At 61.7% G+C, this 12793-nt stretch carries 11 protein-coding genes; 3 read left to right on the plus strand and 8 right to left on the minus strand.

Annotated features, from left to right (window positions below):
- From ABSB13_RS03020 to ABSB13_RS03030, 3 genes are all read right to left on the minus strand, one after another.
- The coding region (locus tag ABSB13_RS03020) for a GNAT family N-acetyltransferase (protein ID WP_428105405.1) at nt 1–1035 on the minus strand (1035 nt) is incomplete at its 3' end.
- Nucleotides 1036–1301: 266 nt separating this feature from the next.
- Entirely contained in the window at nt 1302–2480 is a 1179-nt protein-coding gene (locus ABSB13_RS03025; RefSeq protein ID WP_428105407.1) for an NnrS family protein, read from the minus strand.
- A 219-nt stretch (nt 2481–2699) separates the two neighbouring features.
- Nucleotides 2700–5000 (minus strand): nitric-oxide reductase large subunit, encoded by a 2301-nt coding sequence (locus tag ABSB13_RS03030; protein ID WP_428105408.1) that lies wholly within the window; start codon nt 4998–5000, stop codon nt 2700–2702.
- A 349-nt stretch (nt 5001–5349) separates the two neighbouring features.
- Between ABSB13_RS03030 and ABSB13_RS03035 the strand changes: the two genes are divergently transcribed.
- Nucleotides 5350–6159, plus strand: coding sequence for an enoyl-CoA hydratase/isomerase family protein (locus ABSB13_RS03035; RefSeq protein ID WP_428105410.1), 810 nt, complete (start codon nt 5350–5352; stop codon nt 6157–6159).
- Here ABSB13_RS03035 and ABSB13_RS03040 read toward each other — a convergent pair.
- Both ABSB13_RS03040 and rbp read right to left on the minus strand, forming a co-directional pair.
- The gene (locus ABSB13_RS03040; RefSeq protein ID WP_428105411.1) at nt 6146–7096 is read right to left on the minus strand and encodes an aldose 1-epimerase; all 951 of its coding nucleotides are present in this window, start codon (nt 7094–7096) and stop codon (nt 6146–6148) included. The two genes, ABSB13_RS03035 and ABSB13_RS03040, sit on opposite strands and share 14 nt — an antisense overlap.
- Before the next feature lie 142 nt (nt 7097–7238).
- Nucleotides 7239–7553, minus strand: coding sequence for an RNA-binding regulator (gene rbp / locus ABSB13_RS03045; RefSeq protein WP_428105413.1), 315 nt, complete (start codon nt 7551–7553; stop codon nt 7239–7241).
- Between the two features lie 1047 nt (nt 7554–8600).
- Between rbp and ABSB13_RS03050 the strand changes: the two genes are divergently transcribed.
- Nucleotides 8601–8909, plus strand: a complete 309-nt coding sequence (locus ABSB13_RS03050; RefSeq protein ID WP_428105415.1) for a hypothetical protein — start codon at nt 8601–8603, stop codon at nt 8907–8909.
- A gap of 239 nt (nt 8910–9148) precedes the next feature.
- Nucleotides 9149–10183: an S-methyl-5-thioribose-1-phosphate isomerase gene (gene mtnA / locus ABSB13_RS03055; protein ID WP_428105416.1), complete on the plus strand. Its 1035-nt coding sequence runs from the start codon at nt 9149–9151 to the stop codon at nt 10181–10183.
- A 30-nt stretch (nt 10184–10213) separates the two neighbouring features.
- Here mtnA and ABSB13_RS03060 read toward each other — a convergent pair whose 3' ends face one another.
- The 3 genes from ABSB13_RS03060 to ABSB13_RS03070 form a co-directional block, all read right to left on the minus strand.
- Nucleotides 10214–11233, minus strand: coding sequence for a DUF7064 domain-containing protein (locus tag ABSB13_RS03060; RefSeq protein ID WP_428105418.1), 1020 nt, complete (start codon nt 11231–11233; stop codon nt 10214–10216).
- A 3-nt stretch (nt 11234–11236) separates the two neighbouring features.
- Entirely contained in the window at nt 11237–11671 is a 435-nt protein-coding gene (locus ABSB13_RS03065) for a DUF6285 domain-containing protein (protein WP_428105419.1), read from the minus strand.
- Between the two features lie 64 nt (nt 11672–11735).
- The gene (locus ABSB13_RS03070; RefSeq protein WP_428105421.1) at nt 11736–12755 is read right to left on the minus strand and encodes a phosphotransferase family protein; all 1020 of its coding nucleotides are present in this window, start codon (nt 12753–12755) and stop codon (nt 11736–11738) included.
- Nucleotides 12756–12793: the final 38 nt, after the last annotated feature.

Raw genomic sequence — 12793 nt, forward strand, 5'->3', positions numbered from 1 at the left:
CTTCGCGCCGAGCTTCTCCGCCGTCCGCCGCGACGGCCAGTTGTCGTCGAGCACCAGCGTGTAACTCAGATACTTCGTGCCCTTGCGGATCAGCTGGAGAAACGCGTACGAAGCCATCGCGAGATTCACTCCGCGCCCGCGCGCCGCTTCGCGCACCCCGATTCCGAGCGTGTTCAGCTTTTCCGAGTGTGCGATCTTACGCCCCGATTCGAGGATCGCCGCCGACGAAACGTCCGGCGTGACGAACAGTGCGCCCACCGCCGCGCCCTCGCGGTACGCCATCACCGAGGTTTCGTGCCCTCCGGTGAAGGCGAGCATCGCATCGAACAGCGTGCCTTCCTCAAGCGTAGTCGGCACGTGACCCCAATGCCGTTTGAACGCGTCGTTCATAACGTCGATGAAATCCGTCACTCGCCGGTCGTTCGCTATCTCTTTCGCCGGCACGATTTCGAATCCTGCCCGCCGCGCCGCTTCGAGCGCGCTCTCGTAGCGTGCGACCAGCTCGGGCGTCACTTCGATCTTGTAATCGACCATCCCCTTCTCGGTCTCGCAGCCCGCATCCTTGAGCATCGAATGGTAGTAGTCGGGATTTTGCCTGAGCAGGTTGGGCGGCAGCAGTTCGTATTCATCGATCACGAAGGGGAAATCGAGCGGGAAGAGATCGCCCACCCGGGCGGCGACGGTGCCGCGCGACTCGAGCCATCGGCACGCTTCGTCCATGACCAACTTGACCGCGTCGCGAGCGCCCGGCATTGCCTCGAACATCACGACGTGGCCCAGCCGTTCGTTCCAATGGCGGCAGTACCGCTCGTCGACAACAGCTACGGCCCGTGCGACCAACTCGCCACCGTCGCGCGCCGCGATCGGGCGTATCGTCCGCCCCTCGCAGAACGGACTCTGGCCCATCAGCAGCGGCAGCTCGATCTCCGCCGACGCGGGCCAGCGGGCGCTGCGATAGGCGTAAACGCGGTCGTGGAACCCGACGAATTCGGTCAGCGACGCATTGTCCTCGGGGATCTCGATTCTGATTGTCATCCGAACTCCAGGAGTGACTTCCGCTATAGACCCGGCGGCCTCCATCTGCAAGTTTGCGGGCCGGTTTCGTTCTGCATCCTTTCCAGCTTGATTCTATCAGTCACAATCGCGCCCCTCACCCCTGCCGCGCGACGGCAGCGCAGTATTAAGCCATTGGCAAGGTGCCGCGCCCGCCAACGGCGGGCGGCCTTAACATTGGGTGCAGGGGTCACCCCTGCTCACCCCTGCCGCGCGACGCAATTCAGCGCGCGCGCCCGATCGCGATTTCAGGAACGAAGCAGCTTCGGGCCGAAGAAGGCCAACCAAACCGCCGAGCCCACAATCCACGCTGCCGCCGCCCATCCGACGTGAATGAAGTAGGTATCGCTGGCATCGGCCGTCAGCCTCGCGCACAGCGCGATCACGAATGCCGCGCCCAGTATGATCACCGCGGGTGGCCTCCCCAGCGCGAGTTGCTCCATGTTCAGATGGCTCATCGCGACGTGAGTGGCTACTCCAAAAGCCATCAGGCTAAAGCCGCCGATATAGAGAATGTGCAGCGCCGGCACGCGATAGTCGGGCCAGATTGCCGAGGCGATCAATCCCACCGGCATCAGCCACACCGCGAGCCACACCAGCTTGCGATGCGCGCCCGGCTTGCCGGGCAGGCGGAATGCCCCGCCGCCGAACCCCAGTCCGATCGCAACTACCATCGCGCGCAGCAGCGGTCCGCTTCGTTCAAAGCCAAGCTGCTCGAGGATCAAGCTCGCAAAGATCGCAACCCCGGCTGCCGCGTATGCTAGCGCCTTCCAGGTTTCGCGAGGCGCGGAGCCCAGGTCTGCGGGTGGAGGTGCGCCGCTCATGAGCGGTAGGACCAGGCTGCCGATGCCAACCGCGAGGCACAGAAACACTCCCTGCTCGACCAGCAGCGCACCAAGCTTGCCGCTCGACGCAACCACGGCGTTCGCGTCGGCCGCGGCGATCAGGGCTGCTCCCGCCAGACCCTGTACGGCGGCGATCGGCAAGAGCACGAAGGCGGCCGGCGGGCGGCGGCCCGCAGCGCGAGCCAAAAATCGACGCAGCGCAAACGCGATGACCAGCACCAACAGCGTTGCGTACGCGATCTCGGCCAAGGCCCACGAGTCGATAATCGCGGCGCCGGTAGTGACCACCAGCGCTGCCACCAACGCCGCCATCTCCATTCGCCCAACTGGCGGGGTCTGCGTTCGGCGCGGCAGCGCCGTGAGTAGAAAACCCACGGCAAACGCCATCATGAACGCCTGCATCTGCACCAGGCCGTGAAATCGGCATGAATAGGTACCAGTGACCCCGGTGGTGTACAGCAGCCAGTGGCCTACAGCGATCCACGCGAAGAGGACGCCGAGCGGAAAGAACAGCCGGAACGGTTCGCTCCGCCAACGCGAGATGGCCCCGGCCGGCTCGAGCGCCGCGCGTTCAACTGGCACAGTGATCCATGAACACGCCCGGCGTTTTCACTTGGCTCTCGATCTCCAATCTGCTCCCCGGCGCGACGGGCGCAAATTTCTTCGGCTCGCCGGGGCTTCCAGTCTGATTCCTGATTCTTACTCGCACGGACGCCGGACGGTTTGCAAACGCAAGCTTCGAGATCGCGGTTGGTCCACGGCCTTTCCACCGGCGCCGGGAGGATTGCGACTAGCTGGCGTTCATGCCGCTTCGCCCGCGAGGTCCTGCGCCCGGGTTATATCCGGCGTTCTGTAAAGACCGAAAAAAGTCTTGAGCGCGGCGATCACGAGCGGGACGACACCGACAAAGATGAAGACCAGATCGCCGGGAAGCCGCGCCCATTCAAGCGCATGCATCAGCGGGCTGTGTCCGAACGCTGCGCTGCGCGCGTGCCAGTATCCGTTTTGCAGCACGTCATAAAGCTGGAGAACGCCGCCCGGGAAAAGATTGCTCACGACCATCATCGCCAGCCCGACGTTCAGCCCCCAGAACGAGACGCGGATGTACTTTTCCGTATCATGCCATCGCTCATCGGGCGTCACCTGCCGGAAGGCGAAGACCATGAGCGCAATCGCAAGCATCCCGAATACGCCCATGAACGCTGCGTGCGCATGATTGGGCGTGAGCATCGTCCCGATCTCGAAGTAGCTCACGATCGGCATATTGATGAGGAAGCCGAACACCCCGGCGCCGACGAAATTCCAGACTCCCACCGCCATCAGGAAGTAAAACGTCCATCGATGCGGCACGGAAATATCCTTGCCGCAGATATCGCATCGGCCCCGCGTCAGCGCGACGAAATCCCACGCGTCGAGCGTAAGCAGCGTTAGCGGCACCACCTCCATCGCTGAGAAGACGGCGCTGAGCGACATCGTGAGCTGCGCCTGGCCGGTGAAGTACCAATGATGTCCGGTGCCGATGATCCCGCTGCCGAGGTAGAGCAGCGCGTCAAGATAGACGACGCGTGACGCCGTTGCGGTGGAGACGATCCCCAGCTGGTAGAAGATGATCGCGACCGCGCAGGTCACGAACAGCTCGAGAAAGTTCTCCACCCAGAGATGGATGACCCAGAATCGCCAGAGGTCGACGACGGTGAAGTTCGACGCGGTGTTGTAAAAGAACGCGGGCACGTAAAAGACCGGAATCGCCACCGCGGCGGCCATGAACAGCGCAGAGAGTTCGCTCGATTCGTGGCCGCGCAGCCGCGGCGCGATCGCGCGGTACAGGAGCACGACCCACAGCACCAGACCGGCCGCGAGCATCATCTGCCACGCGCGTCCGAGGTCCAGGTATTCCCATCCCTGGTCGCCGAACCAGCTCCACAGCCGCCCCATCCACTGATGAACTCCGGCGAATTCGCCAAGCAGGCTCCCAACGACGATCAGCACGAGCGCGACAAATAGCACGTTTACCCACCGGGTCTGCGCGCGCGGCTCATTTTCTCCAATCGCTGGCGCCAGGAATAGTCCGCCCGCGACGTACGATGCGGCGATCCAGAAAATTGCGAGCTGCAGATGCCACGTGCGCAGGATCTGGCTCGGCAGAATCGCGCTGAGATCGATTCCGTAAAAGCTGCCGGCGCTGGCGCGGTAATGCGCTGTGCCGCCACCGACCAGCGCCTGCGCCAGGAAGAGCAGTGCGACGACGGTGAAGTACTTGATCGTCGCCCGCTGGCTGGGCGTCGCCACGCCGGGGAGCATCTTCGGATGCACATGCCCGCGCCGCCGGCGCCATCCGAGGAAGTCGAACCGCCCGAACGCGAACAGCACTGCGGCCGTCGCCCCGAGCAGCGTGATCAAGCTCAGTGCGCTCCATAGCACGGCGCCGCTCGTCGGTACGTTGCCGGCCGCGGGATCGTAGGGGAAATTGTTCGTGTACGAGTAGTTGCGCCCGGGCCGATCCGTGACCGAGGCCCACGCCGCCCATGCGAAGAATGACGTCAGTTCGCGAAGTTGCGCAGAGTCCCCGATGTAGTTGTGCGGAAGGCCGCCATTGTTTTCAGGATCCTTGAAGTATTCCGTCCATAGGCCAATCTGCCGCCGGAAGGACGCAGCCTCGGCCTCCGTGAAGGTGAGAGTCTTCGAGGCCGGGTCGTAGCGATTCTGCTTGAGTAGTCGCGCGACTTCCGCGTCAACGATCAATCGCTGGCTGGGCTGCAGCGCCGCCTGCATGACGAAGCCGTGGCGCTCTGCGACGGTCTCTTCAGCGTCGAGCGCGAGCGTGTGCAGATAGTCAGCGGAGAAGTCGGGTCCGATATACGCGCCGTGTCCCCAGAGCGTGCCGTTCTCCATCAGGCCGTAGCGGAGAAAGACCTGTTGGCCGGCCGTGATATCGCGCTCGGTGAATAGTACAGCCCCGTCCGGGCCAACGACGCGTTCGGGAATCGGCGGCGCGCCGGAATAGGTCAGCTTCGTGAGCCATCCGAGTACACAGAAGCACGCTACGATCATAACAACCGCGGAACGCCGCCACCACGGCGAGAGAATCTCGACCTCATCCATGGGTGACTCCCATTTGTTCGTTAGTGATTGAGACGGAGGCGCCCTTCTTGAGCACCATTGGGCAGGACATTTAACGCATCGTCCTTTACCAGGCTTACGGCGTCACGATCCCCGGACATCCACTCGGCTGTTTCACTGAGACGTGCGATTTCGTCAGCGATCTTAACCGCGAGTTCCGTTTTGAGTCTCCGATTCCCTTCCGCTATAGACCCGGCGGCCTCCCTGTGCAACGTTCCGGGCCGGGGTTGGTCCACGGCCTTTCCACTGGCGCCGGGAGGTGCGGAATAGCTGGTTTCGCTTCTGGCGGGCTGCGGCCGCATGCGGTTCAATAGCAATTGAGGTGTCAGCGATGGCGGAAAGCATAATCAAAATTCGAGTCGAGGGTGAGCTCGCGTATATCGCGCTCAACCGTCCCGAAAAGCGCAACGCGATTAACCAGGCGATGCTCCGCGCGATTCCTGAGGCGATCGACGAGGTCGATCGTCCCGAGGTTCGCGCGATTATCATCTACGGCGAGGGACAGGCGTTCTCGGCGGGCATCGATTTTACCTCGCTCGCCAACGACACTGGCGCGCAGGGGGGTCAGGGCGGCGGCCCCGACATGCAGCGCTTTCGGCGCTTTGTGGCGGAGTCGCAGGCCTCGCTGAACCGGATTGAGAGTATCGAGAAGCCGGTGATCGGCGCGTTGCATGGCTTCGTCGGCGGACTCGGGCTCGAACTGGCGCTCGCATGCGATGCCAGGGTGGCGGCTGCCGGCGCGCGGCTTGGGATGCCGGAGGTGCGAATCGGGCTGGTGCCCGACGTGGGCGGCACCACCCGGCTTACGCGGACGGTCGGTTATGCACGCTCGAAGGAGCTGATCATGACGGCGCGGATGATCGAGGCGTCGGAGGCGGAACGGATTGGGCTGGTGAATCGCGTCGTCGCCGAAGGTACGCATCTGGCGGCGGCCGAAGAGCTTGCGCGCGAGATGGCGCGCAACGCGCCAATCGCGGTGGGGCTGGCGAAGCGGATCATCGACAAAGGCCACGGCCTGGACAAGATGACGTTTCAGGAGCTCGAGCTGCTGGCGCAGAGCTCGCTGATCGGCACCGAAGATTTTCGCGAGGGCGCGGCAGCGCTGGCGCAGCGGCGCGAGCCGCGCTTCAAGGGGCGGTGAGGCGAATCTCGAAGCCGGCCTCGAAGGTATCGCCGGGCGCGAGTTCGCGCATCCCCGCCGCGATCGCACGGGCCGCGAGATTGAAGGCGTCGGGCGCGCAGGTGTACGGCTCGAGCGCGACGACTGGATTATCTTCGGGAGCATAGACGACGAAGTCGCCGAACGCGGGATCGGCGCGAATCTCGAGCGCGATTTTCAGCGACGGATCGATAAGCCGCGCGCGCGGCGCAGATCCATCGTTATTCACTGTTCGATCCGCGATCGGCGCCATGCGGAACGCGTCGTCGTAAGTGTCAGCTCCAAGCCGACGAGGCGCGCGAAGGTCGTACTTGCCCGCCAACCCCTCGGCGGCGCCGGTGGGTATCAGGCGCGTGTCGAGCGGCCATCGAGCGTCGGCGTCGAGCTGAATCAGCATCGCATCGCGCAGGCCTTTGGGATTGAGCGGGGCGTGAAAGTAAGGATGCGCGCCGAATCCGAACGGCATCACTGCGTCGCCCGTGTTGGTAATGCGGGCCTTCAATCTCAGTCCATTACCAACTTCGTAGTCTATCTCGAGCACGAACGGCCACGGCCAGATCGAATTGAGATCCGAATAGTCCGACGAATCGAGCATCGCGGTGACGAAGTGCGGTCCGCGCCGCGTCACGTGAAAGGCGCGTTCGCACGCAAGACCATGGATCGAGTGTCCGCGTGCGGGCTCATTCACCGGCAGCCGATATTCGCGGCCCTTGAACGTGAAGCGTGCGCCGGCTACGCGGCCTGGCCACGGAAAGAGAATCGGAATGCCGCCGCGATGCGGATGCTCGCGCCATGCGTCGGGATTGGCAGGGCCCGCGATGACCTCGAGCGTGCCGGCGCGGTAGCCCAGGCATTGGCATCCGGCGTCGGGCACAATCACGGCGCGCTCGCTATATGCTTCAAGCGTTATGAGTTCCACGGTGATGGTTCAATCCGAGGAGAGTTCAGCCGCAAGAGTTCGGCCCGAGAATCGGGTGCCCCCTCAAGCGGGGTAGGTACATTGTGCGGCGCGATGAAACGGCGAACTACAATCGCGCGCTCGCTGGAAATGCCGGAACTGACTAGTGGTCGCGTCCACCGCGGCGTTCGCCACCGCCGCCGCCGCCGCCACCGCCGCCAGCTCCGCCGCTGCGCGCCTGCGCTTCGTTGACGCGAATCGGCCGGCCCTTGATGTCGCGGCCGTTCAGCTTTTTGATTGCACCTTCGGCTCCCTCATCGGTCGCCATCTCGACGAAGCCGAATCCCCGTGAGCGGTTGGTGGCGCGGTCGATGATGACTTGCGAGCTGTCCACCTTTCCTGCTTCTGAAAACACGTCGAGCAGATCCTGGTCGGTCACAGTCCAAGCCAGATTCCCAACATACAGTCTGCGGCCCATTACACTCTCCTTGCGCGCGACCTGGCTGCTCCGCGAAGTACTCCGTCTGTATCTATAGGCATTCGGAAGCCCGATCGGTGGTACAGACAGCCAAGTGGCGGGGCGATACCTACGGCGCGCATCTAGTCCCAATTCCGGAATGCTTATAGCATCGTGCCAATCGCAAACATAGTACTCGGTACTCTTCCTATCCAATTCCCGAGCTTTATTTCTTCACTTGCCCCAATTGCCAGCTGCTCGCGCGTAGGGCGATACCCGTCCGAAATCCGCCTATCGGTGACCAGAAATTAGGCGCTGAGCCTGCCAGCTTCGAGAAGCAGTTGACAACCTGATAGCGTGAGGGTCTGCTGGCCGATAGCAGTTATGACTACCGAATCGACCGAATGCCTATGGATGGTAATGTATGCATTATGATTCCTGATTGATTTTAAAATCGCTATATCGCACGAGGTCGCCGGCCGGCCATCATTCCCCGAAAGCGCGCCGGCTGGCGCGCAAGTCGGCGAGGATGGCAATCGCGACGGTTATAGACGCTTGAGCCGATCGGCGAAGCGTCCGCAACGTTCGGCCGGACCGCGACGAGATCAAGTTCCTTTTCCGGGACGCGAACCGTGGTTCGCGGGCAACGGCGTCTCAGGGACTACCTGAAATATCGGCGAGTCGATCTGACTATCTGCCAAATAACTTTTAGCGCTGCGTGGAGTAGTCCGACGCCGTCGTGGGCCAGCAACGAGTATTTGCAGATCGCTGGTCAATGGCAAACCGATCAAGTCGGGTGCGCGATCTTCACTTTTTCACTTGTCATTGGCGCCGAAAGACTAAAACAGAAGAGCCATTGAGAACACCGACGCTATATCCAATTGACTGATGTTGATAATGGACAAAATGACTTTGATACTTGTAGGATTAAATTTGCTTGTGTATATTCAAAGTTGATTAGTACTGACCAATTCCCCGAAAGGAGATTACTAAATGCCTCGACAGAAAACCTCGCGCGGAGCCACATCGGCATTCCAACAAGTACAGCGGCAAGCGCGCACTCTGCTCATGAATCTGCGCAAAGACATCCGCTCGAAAGAGTCGCTACTGAGTAAACTCAAAGAAGAGGAAGCGCGGCTGGGATCGTTGATCGGTCGTGGGAGCGGTGGGGCGAAAGCGGTCAGCGGCGGGCCACGCGGCCGGGTCAATTGGCGCAGCGTGCTTTCGGCGCTTCCCAAGCAGTTCAAGGCCGCCGACGTGCGCAACGTGCGGGGACTCAAGCAGAAGCGGCCGTCTGAAATATTTGCGGCGATCACGCGATGGATCGATGCGGGAGCTGCAAGGCGAAGGGCACGCGGAGTATACGAACGAGTCTAACCGGGGCTTCGCGCGCGCCGGCCGCAATGCGGTGTCGCGCAATCAGAGCAGAGTTGAGCGGCGCCGCGAATCATAAGCTGCGCCGTTTTCTATTGCCCGATTCATCTGAAGTTTCGCAGCGTCGTTGTGCATTCCAATTGCGCTGCGAATAAACTCCGCGCCGCGAAGAATGACAGCGACGCAGGGTTGCTATAATCTTTTTTTCGAAACCGCATTGGCGTGCAAAAGAGTCAGACTACATGGCCGTGATGACGATTGAATGGCGGGCGGACACCGTCCGTATGATTGATCAGCGCCTGCTTCCCGCGCGCGAGGTAATTCGAACCTACCGCGACTACCGTGGCGTAGCACGAGCTATCCGCACGATGGTGATTCGCGGCGCACCCGCAATTGGCGTCGCGGCGGCAATGGGTGTCGCGCTCGGCATCAAGGGCACCGCTGGCCCCAAGGCCCGAAAGCGCTTCGCGGTGGTCGCCAGAGCACTCAAGGCCACGCGGCCAACCGCGGTAAATCTGGCGTGGGCGGTGGATCGAATGGGCCGCGCGCTCGACGACAGCATTTCACTCGACGCGGCAGAATTGTTTCGCCGCATGCGCGCGGAGGCGATCGCGATTTACCGGGAAGACCTGGCGGCGAATCGCGCGCTGGGCCGGTTCGGCGCCGAACTCATCGGAAACCCGGCCACAGTGTTGACGCATTGCAACGCCGGTGCGCTGGCGACGGCAGGATATGGGACGGCGCTCGGAGTGGTGCGCGCCGCACGCGACGCGGGCAAAAAGATCCAGGTGTTCGCCGACGAGACGCGGCCATTTTTGCAGGGCTCGCGCCTCACCGCGTGGGAACTCCACAAAGATCGGATACCGGTGACCGTGATCGCTGACAACATGGCGGCGACGGTGCTCTCGCAGAACAAGATCGATTGTGTGGTGGTGGGAACAGATCGCACCGCAGCGAACGGCGACGTCGCAAACAAAATCGGCACCTACCCGCTGGCGGTGATGGCCCGGCGCCACGGCGTGCCATTTTACGTTGCGGCGCCGCTCTCGTCGATCGACCTGGACTGCCCCGACGGCGCGGCGATTCCGATCGAAGAGCGCTCGGGCCGCGAGCTCACCGAGTTCGGCGGCAAGCGGATCGCGCCGAAGGGCGTCAGCACGTTCAACCCCGCCTTCGATGTCACCCCGGCCGAGCTGGTGACCGCGATCATCACCGAGCGCGGCGTCGCGTACCCGCCGTACACGCAGAGTTTGCGCGCGCTGAAACTTGGACGATGATCCGGTTACCCGGCTCGAGCGACGCGCAGCCTACTCATCAAATTGATCGAGATACTCGGAAAGTCCATAGCCAATTTTTCCGTCCCAGTTCCACTCGGTCATACCTTCTGCGATTCGAGTGACTATACCGGCGCGCCGGTTGCGCAGCGGAATCATCGATAGCACTTTACCGGTAATGACTATTGGCGCTCCACCGTCAGCGGTCTCACAGTTCACCCTGATCTTGTCGTGCAGCTGTTGCTCGCCGATGAATTCGGTCTGAATATCGACCTTCACGATACTGAGAATCGGTTGGCCCTTTCGCGCAATGAATCCTCCCGGGAGTTCGCTGCCGTCGCGATTCACCGTAATTGTGGCCATCGCGCCAAGACCCTCATCGAAGTTCATCGTGAGCCATCGGTAGAACTTGGGCGCCTGCCAATAGCGCGGTCCCCAGCTATGATCGCGCAGGCCGAGCCCGTCGATTTTGAACTCGCGATCAACGCCGTCGGTCGTCAACACCAGGTTTCCCGTTGCGTGTCCAAGCTGTTCCAGGTGCCCCTTGGCGAATTGAGCTTCGGGCTTGCCGAATGGCTTCGGCGAGACCCATTGGTCTCCAACTTTTTCGCGTACTTCACCGCCCCATCCGGGAGAAACAGCCAGATAGTCAATTTCGAGCGCCGCTTGCGAGTATGGATTACTTTTGAACGCCTTGGCCGGATCGGCCATCTCGAGCGGATTCTTCAGCATGCAGACTTTGCCATTGTAGCTAACGCGATGGCGTTCGAACGGTTTGACGACTTCGAACCTTGCACCGCCGGCGTCGTGAGCGTTGTTGTCCTTGATCCCGGGCCGCTGAAACATGAAGCCGACGGTTCCGTCCGGAAGGTACAGGCACACCGTCATTTCGGCGTAACCTTCGTTCGCGCGATTACCTAGTCTGATGAAACCGCCGAGGCGCTGACCGCGATCGAAGAAATTATAGTATGCACTTTCGTTGAAATTAGACTCGCCGGTGTTTGGATGCATCAGGTCGTCTTGTTCGAGTAATACCACTTTGATCTCAGACATTAGTCAGATCTCCTTTTGCGGTTTGGCGGCGTTGCGAATGGCGATGTCGCTCTCGAGGTAGCGCGGATTTGCGATACGCAGTTTGTCCTCGACGCTCTGGCGCACGACCGCAAGTACTTCCCCGCGCCACCCACCGTCGTCCGCCTCGCCCGCGCGAATCTTCGCGGTCAGCTCTTCGCCCATACCGGCAGCGGCCGCGCGCAGATCGTCGAGGCTGTGCAGATGCGGCGCATCGTGCCCGAGCAGCCGCGCCAACGCCTTCACCTCGCTGCGAACCAGCGGATCTTCCATTTTTATTTCGCGCGCGACGATTCGCATCACGTTGGCAACCACTCGCGCCTGGAACTGGCGCGCGCCTTCGGTTGCGGGAACCAGTTCGCGATCGACAAAGTCGGCGGCCGCTTCGAGCAATTCAACTGAAGTCGGGCGGTCCTGCATATTGATTACTCACTTTACGATTGACTAATTGGTGAGATGGCCATTGGCGCGAATTACCATGTTGCTATTCGATCAGATTCAACAGTTCGAGCTCGGTCTCAGCAGTCCGCCGTCCGATACTGGCCAATTCGACGCTTTTCAGGAATCCGTCGATATGGGTGCGGGCCTGACCGATGGTGATTATGCCCCAACGCAGATTGCCGAAGACCTCCCAGAATCGGGCCGCTTCGGGATCAACGGCGGTGCCACTGGCTTTTTCGTAGGCATGGAAGAAATCCTCGCGGGAGCCAAGCCCTCCGACCGGCTTTTGATCATTGCCGAAGCGCCACGCCCGCACGCACATCCAGCCGACATCCTCCATGGGATCGCCGAGATGCGCCAACTCCCAATCGAGGATCGATCGCACGCCTTCGGGACCAAAGACCACATTGCCGATTCGATAGTCGCCATGCACGAGCGTCTTGCGCGCCATTTTTGGAACGCGCTTCAGGAGCCATCGGAATGCCAATTCGAATGCGGGATGCGGCTCGAGCGCCAGGACTCGAAAGTTTTCCTGGTAGCGTCTGACCTCGGTCAGCGCCGCGTTGTCGCCCGGCTCCTCCAGGAAGTCGAGCTTGTGCTTGACGGGATCGATTCGATGAATCTTTGCGAGAATTTCAGCGAGTTGCGCGGGCATCACTTCGCGCGCGCGGGCGTAAGTGTCGTCGCGGAGCAGGCGACGCGCCAAAGTTTCCCCATCGATCCGCTCCATGATGAAAAATGCGGAACCGAGAACGGCCGGGTCTTCCGAAACCCAGAACACCTCGGGAACCGGGATGCGTTCTTCGAAGGCGGCGCGGATCACCATGAACTCGTGACGGCGGTTGCTGGAGATATTGTGGGCGCCGGGGTCGCGCCGCAGCACCATCGCGCGCCGACTCGTTTCGCCGCCGCGCTCCATCGCGCATTCGAACGACCAGATCTCGCGCGACGCGCCGCCAGGCATCTTGCGAAGATTCTCGATCGCAACGCTGTCGAAACGGCCCTCGCGGCGGATGAAGCCGGTCAGCCGCCGAATCATTTCGCCGGGTTCCATTTTCTCCATGGCGCGCACTCACTCCCGAACCAGTAATGAGTATCACG

The organism is Binatus sp. (SeqCode) (assembly GCF_050013435.1).
Lineage (GTDB): Bacteria > Desulfobacterota > Binatia > Binatales > Binataceae > Binatus.